This window comes from Nonomuraea sp. LPB2021202275-12-8, assembly GCF_037044575.1.
Taxonomy (GTDB): domain Bacteria; phylum Actinomycetota; class Actinomycetes; order Streptosporangiales; family Streptosporangiaceae; genus Nonomuraea.
The window spans coordinates 116,092-130,986 of the sequence record NZ_JBAHWD010000020.1; the positions used below are offsets into that span (position 1 = coordinate 116,092).

11 protein-coding genes are annotated in these 14,895 nt (G+C 71.5%); 6 read left to right on the plus strand and 5 right to left on the minus strand.

Annotated features, from left to right (window positions below; translation table 11 throughout):
- The first annotated feature begins 221 nt into the window (after positions 1 to 221).
- Positions 222 to 518: a WhiB family transcriptional regulator gene (locus V5E28_RS30780; RefSeq protein WP_148036282.1), complete on the plus strand. Its 297-nt coding sequence runs from the start codon at positions 222 to 224 to the stop codon at positions 516 to 518.
- A gap of 44 nt (positions 519 to 562) precedes the next feature.
- Here V5E28_RS30780 and V5E28_RS30785 read toward each other — a convergent pair whose 3' ends face one another.
- On the minus strand, positions 563 to 1,690 hold the full coding sequence (locus V5E28_RS30785; RefSeq protein ID WP_336212091.1) for an ArsA family ATPase: 1,128 nt from the start codon (positions 1,688 to 1,690) through the stop codon (positions 563 to 565).
- Complete coding sequence (locus V5E28_RS30790; protein ID WP_336212093.1) at positions 1,687 to 2,688, minus strand: ArsA-related P-loop ATPase; 1,002 nt, start codon at positions 2,686 to 2,688, stop codon at positions 1,687 to 1,689. Before V5E28_RS30790 ends, V5E28_RS30785 begins: the two co-directional genes overlap by 4 nt.
- A gap of 78 nt (positions 2,689 to 2,766) precedes the next feature.
- Between V5E28_RS30790 and V5E28_RS30795 the strand changes: the two genes are divergently transcribed.
- Genes V5E28_RS30795 through V5E28_RS30810 form a run of 4 tightly spaced genes read left to right on the plus strand, consistent with a single transcriptional unit; the run spans position 2,767 to position 5,026 of the window.
- Positions 2,767 to 2,922, plus strand: a complete 156-nt coding sequence (locus tag V5E28_RS30795; RefSeq protein ID WP_336212095.1) for a hypothetical protein — start codon at positions 2,767 to 2,769, stop codon at positions 2,920 to 2,922.
- The gene (locus V5E28_RS30800; protein WP_336212097.1) at positions 2,919 to 3,377 is read left to right on the plus strand and encodes a RidA family protein; all 459 of its coding nucleotides are present in this window, start codon (positions 2,919 to 2,921) and stop codon (positions 3,375 to 3,377) included. Before V5E28_RS30795 ends, V5E28_RS30800 begins: the two co-directional genes overlap by 4 nt.
- 48 nt (positions 3,378 to 3,425) lie before the next feature.
- Positions 3,426 to 4,241: an NUDIX hydrolase gene (locus V5E28_RS30805; protein ID WP_336212099.1), complete on the plus strand. Its 816-nt coding sequence runs from the start codon at positions 3,426 to 3,428 to the stop codon at positions 4,239 to 4,241.
- Positions 4,238 to 5,026, plus strand: a complete 789-nt coding sequence (locus V5E28_RS30810; RefSeq protein ID WP_336212101.1) for an MBL fold metallo-hydrolase — start codon at positions 4,238 to 4,240, stop codon at positions 5,024 to 5,026. Before V5E28_RS30805 ends, V5E28_RS30810 begins: the two co-directional genes overlap by 4 nt.
- Here the strand turns inward: V5E28_RS30810 and V5E28_RS30815 are convergent.
- Entirely contained in the window at positions 5,008 to 5,688 is a 681-nt protein-coding gene (locus V5E28_RS30815) for a Crp/Fnr family transcriptional regulator (protein WP_336212102.1), read from the minus strand. The genes V5E28_RS30810 and V5E28_RS30815 overlap by 19 nt on opposite strands.
- A 277-nt stretch (positions 5,689 to 5,965) precedes the next feature.
- Here V5E28_RS30815 and V5E28_RS30820 point away from each other — a divergent pair, with 277 nt between their 5' ends.
- The gene (locus V5E28_RS30820; protein ID WP_336212103.1) at positions 5,966 to 10,153 is read left to right on the plus strand and encodes an FtsK/SpoIIIE domain-containing protein; all 4,188 of its coding nucleotides are present in this window, start codon (positions 5,966 to 5,968) and stop codon (positions 10,151 to 10,153) included.
- Positions 10,154 to 10,175: 22 nt separating this feature from the next.
- Here the strand turns inward: V5E28_RS30820 and V5E28_RS30825 are convergent, their stop codons facing one another.
- Together V5E28_RS30825 and V5E28_RS30830 are read right to left on the minus strand one after the other, a co-directional pair.
- Positions 10,176 to 10,418 (minus strand): hypothetical protein, encoded by a 243-nt coding sequence (locus V5E28_RS30825; protein WP_336212105.1) that lies wholly within the window; start codon positions 10,416 to 10,418, stop codon positions 10,176 to 10,178.
- Positions 10,418 to 14,893: a DUF6531 domain-containing protein gene (locus tag V5E28_RS30830; RefSeq protein ID WP_336212107.1), complete on the minus strand. Its 4,476-nt coding sequence runs from the start codon at positions 14,891 to 14,893 to the stop codon at positions 10,418 to 10,420. Before V5E28_RS30830 ends, V5E28_RS30825 begins: the two co-directional genes overlap by 1 nt.
- Positions 14,894 to 14,895 lie beyond the last annotated feature (2 nt).

Consider the following 14,895-nt stretch of genomic DNA (forward strand, 5'->3'; position numbering starts at 1 on the left):
AAGGGTGACCTTATCGGTAACACGACACCATTTCGCCTTGACTGGGAGGGGTGACTAGTCATTCCCGGTCAAGACTACGGCGAGAAATTGGTCCTCTGGGGTCTGTCGGCCCGAACGTCTAGTTGCGTACGTTCTCCCTGCGGCAACTGAATACGGAGGCTCGGCGCCCGCGCCCGTCGGCCCCAAATGACGACTGACCACCTAAGGGGAGTGGGGTCGAAATGTGGATCACGGATTGGACCTCCCGTGCCGCCTGTCGAGGTGCGGATCCGGACGCGCTGTTCGTCCAGGGAGCTGCGCAGAACAGGGCGAAGCTGATCTGTCGAGGATGCCCTGTCCGTACCGAATGCCTCGCCGATGCGCTCGACAATCGCATCGAGTTCGGGGTGTGGGGCGGTATGACCGAACGCGAACGGCGCGCGCTGCTGCGGCGGCGGCCCGATGTGGACTCGTGGCGTGAGCTGCTCGAGTCCGCCAAGGAAGAGTACGAACGGACCAACGAGCTGATCGCAGGCTGATGGTCCGCGCATGAGTACGGCCGGTGGTGTCGCCGGCCGTACTCTCATGCGCTCGCCAGGAGCTCCCCGATGCGGCGCAGGCCCTCCAGGTCGTGGACGTCCTCGGTCATGGCGGGCACCTTGGCGACCGGCACCGTGGGGTGCGCGCTGACGAAGTGCTCCTGCTCCCGGTGTTCGCGAGCGGCGAGCTGCATCCTGCCGGTGTGCAGCCGCAGCACGGCGGCGGTCAGGTCGTGCTCGCCCCTGGTCTCCAGATCCTCCGCGGCGGCGGCGCTGCGCACTCCTGAGAGCGTCGCGGCGGGGGACTCGTGCACCCGGTTGACCACCAGGCCCGCCAGCGGCATGCGCTCCTCGGCGAGCCGCTCCACGAAGTAGGAGGCCTCGCGCATGGCGTCACGCTCCGGGGCGGCGACGACGAGGAAGGCGGTGCCGGGGGCCTGGAGCAGCTTGTAGGTCATCTCGGCCCGCTGTCTGAAGCCGCCGAAGACGGCGTCGAGTGCCGACACGAACGTCTGCAGGTCCTTGAGCACCTGCGCGCCGAGCAGCTTGGTCATGGCCCCCGCGACGATTCCGAATCCGGCGTTGAGCAGCCGGAACGCGCTGCGCCCCCCGGCCTTGGCGGGGGCGGTCAGCAGCCGGATGAACCGGCCGTCGAGGAAGCGGCCGAGCCGTTCGGGCGCGTCGAGGAAGTCGAGCGCGGACCTGGAAGGCGGCGTGTCGACGATGATCAGATCCCACTCGTCGGAGCGGCGGAGCTGGCCCAGCTTCTCCATCGCCATGTACTCCTGGGTGCCGGAGAAGCTCGACGACAGCGACTGGTAGAAGGGGTTCGACAGGATCTGGCGGGCCCGCTCGGGGTCGGCGTGCGCCTCGATGATCTCGTCGAACGTACGCTTCATGTCGAGCATCATCGCGAACAGCTGCCCGTCGCCGTCGCCCTGCGTGATCAGGCGCGGGGTGTTGTCCAGCTCGGTCAGCCCCATCGACTGCGCCAGGCGCCTGGCGGGGTCCACGGTCAGCACGACCGCGCACCTGCCGCGCTCGGCCGCGCGCAACCCGAGCGCGGCGGCCGTGGTCGTCTTGCCGACGCCGCCCGAGCCGCAGCAGACGATGATCCTGGTGCCCCGGTCGTCGAGGATGGCGTCGATGTCGAGGGTGGCGGGCTTCTTCACGCTGCTCCCTGGTTGCGGATGCTGTCGGCCAGCTCGTACAGCCCTGCCAGGTCCACCCCGTCGGTGAGCAGCGGCAGGTCATAGCGTGGCAGCGTGACGCCGGCCAGCGACTCGCGTTCGGAGCGCTCCAGCTCGGTGCGGCGGGCGTGCTCGACGACCTCGTCGGCGAGCGCTTCGGCGAGCGAGGCGGCGTCGGCGCTGTCGGCGAGCCCGGCCGACTTGAGTCCGAGCGCCAGATCGCCGATGTCGAAGCGGCCCTTTACAGCCATGTCAAGCGTGGCCTGGGGCAGGAGGCTCTCGCGGACCATGTTGATGAAGATGCCGCCGGTCGGCAGCCCTGCCGCGCGCGCTTCGGCGATGCCGTCGAGCGTCTCCTGCACCGGCATCTCTTCGAGCAATGTCACGAAATGCACCGCTGTTTCCGGACTTTTTACGACGCCGTGCACCAGATCTGAATGGTTCTTGATCGGCCCGACCCTTGCCAGGCCCGCGACTTCCTGGGTGACGTTCAGGAAGCGCGTGATGCGGCCGGTGGGCGGCGCGTCGAGGACGACCGCGTCGTACACCCGCTTGCCGTTCTTGCCGCGCCGGCGCACGGCCTCGGTGGTCTTGCCGGTGACCAGCACGTCGCGAAAGCCCGGGGCGACGGTGGTGGCGAAGTCGACGACGCCCATCTTGGTCAGCGCCCGCCCAGCCCTGCGCATCCCGTAGAACATCTCCATGTACTCGAGCATGGCCTCCTCGGGATCGATGGCCAGCGCGTACACGTCACCTCCGGAGGGCGCCACGGCGATCCTGCGCTCCTCGTAGGGCAGCGGCGGCAGATCGAAGATCTGCGCGATGCCCTGCCGGCCCTCCACCTCCACCAGCAGCACCTTGCGGCCGCCGGAGGCGAGCGCGAGGGCGAGGGCGGCGGCGACCGTGGTCTTGCCGGTGCCGCCCTTGCCGGTGACGACGTGAAGTCGCACGCCGTCCCAATCCGTGTCCGCAGAGTCCACGACTTCGAGGCTACCGAACGGTCACTTGCCGAAAGCCCGCGAACACCCTTTGAGATTGCTCACACTACGCTGAGCCCCATGAAGAAATGGGAGTACCTCACGGCCCCGGTGCTGATACACAACACCAAGATGATCCTCGACAACTTCGGCGCCGACGGCTGGGAGCTGGTCCAGATCGTGCAGGGTGCCACGTCCGAGCAGCTGGTCGCCTACTTCAAGCGGGAGAAGCAGTGAGTCCTGAGCAGAGGATCGCCGACCTCGGGCTGACGCTGCCCGACGTGGTCGCGCCGCTGGCCGCCTACGTCCCCACCGCCCGCACCGGCGATCTGGTCTACACCTCGGGCCAGGTGCCCATGGTGGAGGGCAAGCTGCACCAGACCGGCAAGCTCGGCGTCGACCTGGGCGTGGACGAGGGCCGCGCGCAGGCCCGCATCTGCGCGCTCAACGCGATCGCAGCGCTGAAGGCCGAGATCGGCGACCTGGCCAAGGTCAAGCGGATCGTCAAGGTCGTGGTCTTCGTCGCCAGCGCCCCCGACTTCACCGAGCAGCCGCAGGTGGCCAACGGGGCGAGCGAGCTGCTGGCCGAGGTGTTCGGCGAGGCGGGCAAGCACGCGCGCAGCGCCGTGGGCGTGGCCGCCCTCCCGCTCGACGCTCCGGTGGAAGTGGAGCTGATCGCGGAGGTCTCCTGAAAGTCGGATATGTCACCATGACCGAGTGATGTTCTAGAAGGAGGTCATGTGGCTGGTTTCCGGCTCCCGGACGAGCTCGCCGAGCGAGCGAGGGGCATCCTCGCTGGACGCGTCGATCCGGCCCCTGCGCGGGACGCCGCCACGGTGGCGATCCTGCGCGCGGGCCGCCCCGACGGCGTCCAGGTCTATCTGCTCCGCCGCAAGGCCACCATGGCCTTCGCCGCCGGTGCGTACGTCTTCCCCGGCGGCTCGGTGGATCCGCGCGACACCGACCACGCCGTGGCCTGGGCGGGCCCGACACCGGCCTACTGGGGCCGGGCCTTCGGCGCGAGCGAGGCGGTGGCCAGGGGCCTGGTCTGCGCCGCCGTGCGGGAGACGTTCGAGGAGTCGGGCGTGTTGCTCGCCGGCCCCGGCCCGGACTCGGTCGTCGCCGACACCACCGGCGACGACTGGGAGGCCGACCGGCTGGCGCTCATCGACAGGAGCCTGGCCTTCGCCGACTTCCTGGCCAAGCGTGGCCTGGTGCTCCGCTCCGACCTGCTCAAGCCCTGGGCGCACTGGGTCACGCCGACGATCGAGCCCAAACGCTTCGACACCCGTTTCTTCGCCGCCGTGCTCCCCGAGGGGCAGCGCACCCGCGACGTCGGCGGCGAGGCCGACCAGGTGGTGTGGCAGCGCCCCGCCGAGGCGGTCGAGCTGGCCCGCAAGGGGGAGATCTTCCTGATGCCGCCCACCTATCACACGCTCACCGAGCTGGCCGGCCACTCCGGGGTGGAGTCCGTGCTCGCAGCCGAGCGAGAGATCGTCACGATCGTGCCGCAGGTCGTGGAGGTCGACGGCGAGTTCAGGCTGGTGGCCCCATGAGCGGCCTGCACATCCCGCTGGGCACCCCAGACGGCTCGCGTACCGAGCACGCCGAGAACCTGCTCGCGCCCAACCCGTCGGCCATGACGCTCGACGGCACCAACACCTGGGTCATCGGCACGCACGAGGTGGTGGTCGTCGACCCCGGCCCCGAGGACGAGGCGCACCTGCGCAGGGTCCGCGACCACCTGGGCGAGCGCCGGGTGACCGAGATCCTGCTGACCCACGGCCACTTCGACCACAGCGGCGGCGCCAGGCGCTTCGCCGAGCTGGTCAACGCGCCGGTGCGGGCCCTCGACCCGCGCCACAGGCTGGGCGAGGAGGGCCTGGCCGACGGTGACGTGGTGACCGTGGACGGGCTGGAGATCCACGTGTACGGCACGCCGGGGCACTCCTTCGACTCGCTGTGCTTCTGGCTGCCGGCGGACCGGGCGATGCTGACCGGAGACACCGTGCTGGGCAGGGGCACCACGATCGTCGCCAAGGACGGCGGCCTGGCCGACTATCTGCGCAGCCTCGACAGGCTCAGGCTGGCGGCGGAGAGCCTGGAGGCGCAGGCGCTGCTGCCCGGCCACGGCCCGGTGCTGCCCGACCCGATCGGGGCGCTCGACGGCTACATCGCGCACCGGCGCGAGCGGCTGGAGCAGATCAAGGAGGCGCGACGGCAGGGCGCGCGCACTCCGCGGGAGATCGTGAAGGTCGTCTACGCGGATGTGGACAGGTCGCTCTGGCCCGCCGCCGAGATGTCGGTGCGGGCCCAGCTCGACTATCTGGAGCGGTTGTAGAGCCGGTCCATGTCCAGGATGACGACGGCCTTGGCCTCGATGCGCAGCCAGCCGCGCTGAGCGAAGTCGGCCAGGGCCTTGTTGACCGTCTCCCGGGAGGCGCCCACGAGCTGGGCCAGCTCCTCCTGGGTGAGGTCGTGGTGGACGCGGACGCCGTCGTCGGTCTTGGCGCCGAACCGCTCGGCCAGGTCGAGCAGCTGCTTGGCCACCCGGCCGGGCACGTCGGTGAAGACCAGGTCGGCCAGCACGTCGTTGGTGCGGCGCAGCCGCTGGGCGAGTGCGCGCAGCAGGTGCAGGGCCACCTCGGGGCGGCCGGTCAGCCAGGGGCGCAGGTCGTCGTGGCCCAGCCCGGCCAGCCGCACGTCGGTCAGCGCGGTCGCGGTCGCGGTGCGCGGCCGCGGGTCGAACAGCGACAGCTCGCCGAACATCTCGCTCGGGCCCAGCACGCTGAGCAGGTTCTCGCGACCGTCGGGCGAGGTGCGGGACAGCTTGATCTTGCCGTCGAGCACGACGTAGAGGCGATCGCCCGTCTCGTTCTCGTGGAAGAGGGTCTGTCCCTTGGACAGCTGGACCTCGGTGATGCTCGTCCGCAGCGCCGCGGCGCTCTCGCGGTCGAGCGCGGCGAACAGGGGGGCCTTGCCCAGCACATCTTCGGTGTTCACTCTGCCTCCTCTGCTGCCATTGTGACTCACCCCACTGAAGGCGGCACACTTAGGTTAGAGGAATGCCCGATGGGTCAGGACTCGCCTCATGTGTCGCGTAAGTCGGGCTCGACGTGGCACCCCCGGTCAAGCCGCTGATCGCGGTGATCCTCACGGCGAAGTGTACGAACAAAACAGTCAACATGCTTACTCGTACCCTTTCGCGGGCCTGACGTTCGGCTAGATTCACCCATAGATGCGGTCGAGTCCCCTGGAGAGGGGATTTATGATCATCCGGTTGACGGTCCGGGACCCGGCGATCCCCGCTGAGCACGACGTCGAGGTGACGGCGGCACCGGACACGCTGATCTCCTCGCTGCTGCGAGCCCTGCCCCTGCCCGTCGACGGGCGGCCGTGCTTCGTCGGCACCGGCAAGCTCGATCCGGACGCCACCGTGGCCGACAGCCCGCTCGTGTGCGGGTCGGTCATCAGCGTGGGGGAGCCGGCGCGGACCAGGCCGCTGCGACCGGTGGCTGCGGCCGGGGCGGTCCGCGTGTTCGCCGGGCCGGACGCGGGCCGCGTGATCTGGCTCAGCCCCGGCAACCACGTCATCGGCGGGCTGGGGCCGGACATCGTCCTGCAGAGGGACCAGCGGATCTCCGGGCGGCACGCGTTCCTGGAGGTGTCCTGGACGGGTGAGGTCACGGTGGTGGCTCTGGACTCCGCCGGGGCCACGCTCGTGGACGAGGTCGCGATCGAGGGGCCCACGCCGCTGCGGCCAGAGTCGGTGCTCCAGGTGGGGGACGACCGGCTGCGGTGGGTGCCGCTGCCTCCGGGCCGGCTGCGGGCGACGCGGGGCAAGGACGGGCGCATCGACTTCGACCGCGCCTTCGCGCCGGCTCCCGCGGTTCCCGCCGAGCGGATCGAGCTGCCGAGGAGCGAGGCCACGCCGCGCAACTTCGCGGTCCAGCTGCTCTCCTCGCTGATCCCGCTGCCCATCGCCGTGCTGATGGCCGTTTTCCTGAAAAGTCCGTACTTCTTACTGTTTGGACTGCTCACCCCCATCACCTTCCTCGGCACGCAGTGGGCCGAAGGCCGCCAGCGCAAGATGCGGGAGCGCGAGTTCGACGCGCGCAAGAGCGAGACGAACGAGCGCATCCGGCAGCACGTGGTGCGCGAGCACTGGCTGCGCCGGCTGGTCGCGCCCGACGAGGTGGACCTCACCATCGCGGCCACCCACGAGGGCCCGGGACTGTGGCCGCGCAACGCCGACTCCTCCGACGGCCTGACACTGCGCGTCGGCGTCGCGGAGGAGCCCGCCACCATCGAGCTGAACGGCGAGCCCTGGCCGGAGTTCGAACAGCCGGTGCTGCGCGGCGTCCCTGTCACCGTCGACCTGCGCGAGATCGGCGTGCTCGGCGTCATCGGCCCGCCGCCGTCGACCGACGCCCTGCTCCGATGGCTGCTCGTCCAGCTCGGCACCCTGCGCGGCCCCGACGAGCTGCGCCTGGTCGTCATCACCGCCTCCGGCGGCGAGCACCTGGCCTGGACGCGCTGGCTGCCGCACCTCGACGCGGGCGCGGACGCCGCCTTCCCCTGCCTGGTCGGCAACACCCCTCAGACCAGGACGGCACGCGTCGAAGAGCTCAAGGACGTGGTGACCGAGCGCATGAAGGCCGTCAAGGCCTCCAGAGAGACCCGTTTCGCCGAGGAGATCGTCGTGGTCCTCGACGGCGCGCGGGCGCTGCGCGACATCCCCGGCATGAAGGAGGTGCTGCGCGAGGGCCCCTCAGTCGGCGTGTACGTCATCTGCGCCGACCAGCGCAGCCTGAACGAGTGCCGCGGCGTGTGCGAACTCGACGGCACCCATCTGCTGCTCACCAGGGGCAGGCAGGGGCTGCCGGTGCCCGTCCAGCCCGAATACCTCGGCGAGGAGGCGGCCGGGCGGATCGCCCGCGCCCTGGCCCCCATGCGCGACCGGCTCACCCTGGCCCGCGCCGAGAACACCATCCCCGCCGCCGCCCGCCTGCTCGACCTGCTCGAACTCGGCGCCCCCGACGCCGGCGCCGTCCTGGCCCGGTGGAGCGCGGCCCCCGGCCCGACCACGGCCGTCGTGATCGGCGGCGACGGCTCCGGGCCCGTCACCGTCGACCTCGCTGCCGACGGGCCGCACACCATGCTGGGCGGCGCCACCGGCGCGGGCAAGAGCATCCTGCTGCAGACCCTGGTCACCTCGCTGCTGCTGACCAACCGCCCCGACGAGCTGAACCTCGTGCTGGTCGACTTCAAGGGAGGCAGCGCGTTCCTGCCGTTCGAGCACTGCCCGCACGTGGTCAGCCTGATCCGCTCCACCGGCGACACCGCCGCCGACGTCTTCGACGAGGCCGCCGCCCTGCGCGTGCTCGCCTCCGTCCGGGCGGAGGTGCGTCGCCGCGAGGCCATCCTGGCCAGGTACGGCGGCGAGATCGACGCCTACTGGGCCGCGGGAGGCAGCCTGCCCAGGCTCGTCATGGTCTTCGACGAGTTCGCCAGGGTTCTGGAGACCTCGCCGGACTTCCTGCGCGAGCTCGTCAACGTCGCCGCCAAGGGCCGATCCCTCGGCATGCACCTGGTCCTGGCCACCCAGTCGCTGCAGGGCAAGCTCTCACCCGAGCTGAAGAACAACATCTCGCTGCGTGTCACCCTGCGCCAGAATGAGCCCTCCGACAGCACCGAGGTCCTCGGCGTCCCCGACGCCGCCGCGATCCCCTCCCGCCTGCGCGGCCGCGGCATGATCATGCGCGTGGGCGCCGAGCAGCGCACGCCTCAGCTCTTCCAGACCGGATACCTCGGCAACCCCCCTCCCACCGGCGCCGCTCCCGCCACCGCCCGCCTCGTTCCCTGGCCCGCGCTCGGCCTGCCCCGTCCCGAGCCCGCCGGCGTGCCGAGCGGCAGCCGTACGGACCAGGACCTCGCGATCGAGGCCGTGATCGCGGCGTGCGGGCGGGTGCCGATGGACCCGCCGTTCCGGCCGCTGCTGCCCCCGCTGCCCGCCTCGCTCTCGCCGGCGGCCCTGCCGCCCACCGGGGGCATCCCGTTCGGGCTCATGGACGACCCGGTCCACCAGGCGCAGCCGGCCATGGCCCTGGACCTCGCGGGCACCGAGCGCCTCCTGGTGGCGGGCGGGCCGCAGTCGGGCCGTACCACGTTCGCCCGAACCCTGATCGCCGGCCTCGCCGAGCGCTGCGACCCCGGCCAGGTGTGGTTGTACGTCATCGAGAACCAGCCGGGCGGGCTGGCGGCCCACGAGTCCCTGCCGCACTGCGGGGCCGTGGTCTCCGCCGCCGAGCCGGACCGCGTCCGCCGCCTGGTGACCTGGCTGGCGGCCGAGGTCGAACGCCGCAAACTCGCCCGCCTCACCCCGGACCGGCGGCCTGACCCCGTCATCGTGCTCGTCATCGACGGCTGGGAGTGCTTCGAGGACCGCAGCAACCCCGACTTCTTCGAATCCGCGCTGCTGGTGACCGTACGCGGGATGGTCGCGAGCGGTCCGCAGGTCGGCGTGCACACCGTCGCGGTCGGCGGCTACGACATGCTGCGCGGCAAGACGCCGGACCTGTTCTCGCAGCGGCTGTTCCTGCCGTTCCCCCGCGAGGAGACCCGCCGCTCCCACCTGACCTCCGGCATGGTGTCCCCGCCGATCCTGCCCGGCCGTGCCATCGAGGCCGCCACCGGCTTACACGTCCAGGTCTGCCTCCCGCCGCCGGACCCGCCGTCCGTACGAGTCCCGCCCGCGACCCCCTTGGCTCGCCCCTTCCCGCCGCTCCCGGTCACCATCGCCCAGGACCTGATGGACCGCACGCCCGGCCTGCCCATCGGCGTCGGCGGCCCCGACGTGTCCACCGTCGCGCTCGACCTGTGGGACGCGGGCCCGCACCTGATGCTCGTCTCCGGCCCACCGGGCTCCGGCCGCACCAACGCCGCTCTCGTCCTGGCCACCGGGCTGCTCAGGTCCGGCGTCCCCGTCCTGGCCCTGGCCCCGCCCCGGTCCCCGCTCGCCCGCTCGCTGCCGGGCGCCCGTACGCTGACCGGCACCTCGTTCACCGACGCCGACCTGCGCGAGGCGGCGGCCTCCTTCGACGGCGACCGCTTCGCCATAGTGGTGGACGACTTCGACCAGCTCACGGTGACCCCGTCGGAGAAGAACTTCGAGACCCTGCCGACGTTGCTCCAGGAGATCACCGCGATGTCCGAGCTGGGACGGAAGGCCCTCGTCCTGTGCGGGGACGCCCTGCCGGTGCTCGAAGGGCAGCGACGGTCGCTGTCGGGGGTGGTGAGCGAGATCCTGCGCTCCGGCATGCGGTTGCTGCTCACGCCGCCCAGCCGGGTGGTGGCGCGCGAGCACGGGATCGCGCTGGAGCCCGACCAGTACTTCACCGGGCCGCCCGGGCGGGGGTATCTGGCCGGTGCGCGCCGCCTGGACCTCATCCAGCTCGCGCAGGTCTGACGGCGGGTGCCGGGTGGGTCGCCTATTCCAAATCTTCAGGCGCGTAGCATTGGGGATCTCCGTCGAAACCGTCCCAGAAAATCCAGAGCCGGCCGCATGTCGGGCATCGGAACATGGACTTGGCGGCCAGATAGATTTCCTCGACGTCCACGGTCCCCTGGAATCGGTCGAAGTCCGTGTCGGACATCAACTTCCACTCTGTTGGGTTCGGTATCTCGCCGCTGGTCCTGATGATCGTGCCGCACCTGCAATAGAACTTCGCCATTATGGAATCACCACGACTTCGCTGACTCGTCCGCCTGTTCCTGATACCCGTTGCGCCAGGTTCGCCAGGTCTGCGGCGTTGACCGGCGTATCTGCCAGATCGACGACGACCCCGCCTCCGTGGACCTGGCTGCCCTTGGAGGCGACCGCGCTGACGATCCTGTTCACGTTGGCGGTGCGTGGCGTGTACACATCCCAGCGGACGCCGTCCACGAGCAGATCGCTGGTCCCGCCTCCTGCGCGAGTTCCAACGGGATCTCGGAGCAGAACCCTATGACCTCTCGCTGCCATGTGCTCGGCGGCCCGAATCTCCGAAGGTGACGGAGCGAGGGCCGAGACGCGCAGGACACCGAGTTTCGGACCGGCGATCAGATGGTTGTACGGCGCCAGGCCGAGGGGGTCGGACCACCGATTCGAGTTGTGGACGTAATGGTGCGGATCCCACCCGCCCGCCATTCCGATCGGGTCGTCGCTGGCATACCTTGCCGTGTCGGGGTCGTAGTGGCGGAAGTAGTTGTAGTGCAGCCCTGATTCCTCGTCCGCGTACTGGCCGGGGAAGCGCAGCGGGCAGTCGGCCTCTCCCGGGGCGGGGGCGAGGGGGCTGCCCCAGAGGGACTGGCGGGTGCGCCAGGCCAGGGTGCCGTCGGGGGTGACCAGTTCCGTCGGGGTGCCGATGAGGTCCGTGGCGATGGCGTAGAAGCGCTCGTCGACCCATTCCTGGGGTGCGTCCCTGAGCGGGACGCGTTCGGCCTGGCTGAGCGGGCGGAAGGTGCCCGGTTCCCAGTCCCAGACGGTCGCGCGTCCGGCGTGGAACCGCTCGGCCAGGAGCACGCCGTCCCACACGAAGTCCACCCGGTCCGAGCCGTCCACCCGGTCCGAGCCGTCCGCCCGTTCCTTGGCGACGCGGCGGCCCAGGGCGTCGTACAGGTAGCGCCACCTCGTGCCGTCCGGGGTCGACACGCCGGTGAGACGGTCGTCGGCGTCCCAGGTGTAGTGCCAGGTGCGGGGGCCGGACGACAGGGACTTCTGCCGGCGCAGGGTCGTGCGCCCCTGGGCGTCGTGCTCGTAGCTGACGCGGCCCGCGCGGCGGATCAGGGTGCCTTCGTAGGAGCGGGCGCCGTCGGCGCCGGTGGGGGCGGGCCAGGCGGCGTCGGTGATGCGGCCCGCCGGGTCGTAGGCGTAACGCTCGGCCCAGCCGGCGCCCGTCACCGCTGTCACGCGGCCGAGCGGGTCCAGGTCGAAGTGGCGGTGCCCGGACAGCAGGTCGTCGATCCCGGTGAGGTGGCCGTCGGGGCGGTAGGCGTACGTGCGCTGCTGCAGGACGCGGGAGCGGCCGGCCAGGAGGGTCTGCGAGCGCAGGCGGGAGTCGGGGTCCCACTCGTGGGTGAAGGCCACGGCGGTGCCCAGGTGGCGGGCGGTCTCGCGGCCGGCGGGGTCGTAGCTGAAGTGCAGCGTGTGGCCGGCCGTCTGGAGGGACATGACCTGGTCGCGGGCGTTGTAGTCCCAGGTGCTCTCGGCGCCAGAGGGGGTGCGGCGCAGGACGCGGCGGCCCAGCGCGTCGTAGGCGGAGGTGACGGTGCGGCCGTTGCAGGTCTCGGCGGTGACGCGGCCGTGGGCGTCGCGCTCGAAGCGGACGTCGGCGTCGGGGTTGACGGCGCGCGTCAGGCGGCCCAGCGGGTCGCGTTCGAAGGTGGTGAGGCGGTCGCCGGAGCGCTGCTCGGTCACCTGGCCGAGCGGGTCCCTGGTGTAGGTCGTGCTCTCTCCCGCGCCGTTGACGCGCTCGACCAGGTCGCCTGCCGGGTCGCGGCCGTAGGTCAGGACGCGGGAGTTGAAGTCGGTCTCGCGGATGAGGTCGCCCGCGGGGTCGTAGTCGTAGCGCCAGGTGAGGCCCTGCGGGTCGGTGACCGTGGTCAGGCGGAGTTCGGTGTCGTAGGCGAACTCCAGGCGGGCGCCGTCCGGGGTGGTGCGGGCGACGGGCTGGTCGAACGGGCCGATCTCGACGCGGGTGGACTGGCCGAGGGCGTCGAGGTGCTCGGTCAGGTTGCCTTCGGCGTCGTGGCGCCACTGCTCGGTGGCGCCGCCGGGCTGGGTCCGGCCGGCGAGCCGGCCCTCGACGGTCCAGGTGTGGCGGGTGATGGCACCCAGCGGGTCGGTGATGGCGGTGACGCGGCCGAAGGGGTCGCGCTCGTAGCGGGTGGTGGCGCCGAGGGGGTCCGTCACGGCGGTGGGCAGGCCGGCGGGGTCGGTCTCCACGGAGTGGGCGTGCCCCAGGGCGTCGGTGACGGCGGTGAGGTGGCCCAGCTCGTCGTAGGCGTAGGTCTGCTGGGTGTCGCCGGTGAGGTTGCCCCGCTCGTCGTACTCGCGGGGCCAGGCGGTGCCGTCGAAGTCGGTCACGAGGACCGGCAGGTGCAGCTCGTTGTTGACGAAGCGGCGCTCGGCGCCGTCGGGGCGGATGATCGCGGTCAGGACGTCGTCGTAGTCGTAGCGGACGGTGCGGCCCAGGGGGTCGGTCCGCGCGAGCAGGCGGCCGTGCCGGTCCCAGGCGTAGCGGGTCTCGTGTCCCAGGGGATCGATCTCCCGTACGACCTGGAACAGCTCGTTGTAGTGATAAGTCGTGACATGTCGTAGCGAGTCGCTGGCCCGCGTGACGCCGTCGCCGTACTCGATGTCGATGTCGAAGACGCCCGCCGACCCCGAGCCGCGCACGCACCTGCCCTGCCCGTCGTAGGAGTAGGCGTACCAGGAGCCGATCCGGTCCTCCCAGCGCGTCATCCTGCCCTGCCCGTCGTAGCCGAACAGGAGCGGCAGCCCGGAGGAGTTGACCACCTCGACCAGGTCCCCCGCCTCGTCGTAGGCGTAGGAGAGCAGCGTCTGGCCGGCCCCCCGCAGACGGATGGAGACGATCAGCCCGTCATGGGTCTCCACGTCGAGGTGGTAGCCACCGGAGTGCACCACTTCGGAGGGGACCCCGTCCGGGGTGTAGCGGAAGTCGATCCGGTTGCCGTTGCGGTCGGCGACGGCCGCGAGCGGGACCACGCCCAGCCTCCCGAAGAACCCGGAGAAGTGCGTGATCTGCCCGCTCTCGGGGTCGGTGACGGTGTACGCCCCGTCCTGCTCACGCAGCTCCAGGCGCGGCCCCTGCTCGGGGTGGGCGGGCAGCCCGTCCTCGGGATGCGGGAAGGCCAGCAGGGCGCCGGAGGCGGTCGCCAGGCAGACGCCGTCGTCGTCGATCTCCAGCCGCTGGTCGAAGGTGGAGCTCCACGACCGTCCGAACCAGCGGCCCGTCCCGTAGTCGGACAGATGGGTCCGCTCCAGCACGAGCGGCAGCACGCCCGGCAGCTCGACGTCACGCTGCGGAAGGATCACCACCCCGGTGGGGAAGTGCACGGGATCGTTGCTGAAGGCCTGCTTCGCCCTGGTCCAGGCGGAGCTCGCGGCCGTCGTGGCGCGGCCCTTGAGCGAGGTCATGGCCGAGCGGATGGAGGCTGCGCCCCGGGCGCCGAGACCGGCGAGCCTGCCCCCGCCGCCTCGCACGGCCGCCGCGGCGCCTCGCAACCCGGCGACGGCGGCGCCGCCGCGTGCCAGGAGGCCGACGCTCCTGCCGCCGGGGATCACGCCCAGGGCGTCCAGCGCCACCTGGCCCAGGCCGACCTTGCCCTGGCGGTACTTGTTCAGCGAGTCGGCCAGCACCACCGCGCCCGCGGCGACGGCGACTCCGGCGAGTATCGCCCCGGCCAGCCCGCCGGTGCCGATGACCAGCACGATCACGCCCGCGACCAGGGCGACCTTGCCGGCGAAGTCGACGAAGGCGTCCCAGGAGCGGAACGGCGCGGTCACCGTGTCCAGCGCCTTGCGCAGCAGCGTCTTGTTCTTGATGCCGCTGCCCGCCTGCTCGATCTGCCTGACGGCGCGGTCCTCGGCGTCGCCGCGCAGCCGGGCCGCCTCGTCGGCGAGCCTGCGGGCGCGTGACCGGTCCGCCTCGGCGCTCTGGGCTCGCTGTACGGCGGGGCGCACGGACGCCTGGACGGCCGGGTCGGCGGCGCTGACGGCGGACTCCAGCTCGCGCAGCCCCCCGGAGACCCCGCCGGGTAACCGGGCCTGGATCTCCCTGACCGCGCCCTGATACTGCTCGGCGGCCGACCTGCCCTGGCGCAGGGCCGTGCCCGCCTGGGTCTTGGCCTGCTCCAGGCTGCCCGCGTAGGCCATCAGCGCGTCGCCGGCGCCGCGGTAGGCCTTGCCGAGCTTGGCCAGCTCGCCCGGCAGCTCGCCGAGAGCCTCGGTGTACTTGGGCGCGTAGTCGCCCCGCATCTTCAGCGCCCCGCTGTTGCCGGACACCGCGCTCAGCTTGGCGGTGTTGTCGTCGGCCCGCCGCGCCTCGTCGAGCAGCCGACCGGCGAGCGCGCGGACCTGGCCGGGATCTCCCGGCGCGGGATCGCCGGGCAGGCCGAGCACGTCCCATCCGGCCGGCATGCTCATGG

Excerpts from the sequence above, each read along its gene's own strand:
- V5E28_RS30795 (WP_336212095.1), top strand. The coding sequence starts at position 2,767 with ATGAAGAAATGGGAGTACCTCACGGCCCCGGTGCTGATACACAACACC.
- V5E28_RS30830 (WP_336212107.1), bottom strand. The coding sequence starts at position 14,893 with ATGAGCATGCCGGCCGGATGGGACGTGCTCGGCCTGCCCGGCGATCCC.
- V5E28_RS30810 (WP_336212101.1), top strand. The coding sequence starts at position 4,238 with ATGAGCGGCCTGCACATCCCGCTGGGCACCCCAGACGGCTCGCGTACC.
- V5E28_RS30780 (WP_148036282.1), top strand. The coding sequence starts at position 222 with ATGTGGATCACGGATTGGACCTCCCGTGCCGCCTGTCGAGGTGCGGAT.
- V5E28_RS30825 (WP_336212105.1), bottom strand. The coding sequence starts at position 10,418 with ATGGCGAAGTTCTATTGCAGGTGCGGCACGATCATCAGGACCAGCGGC.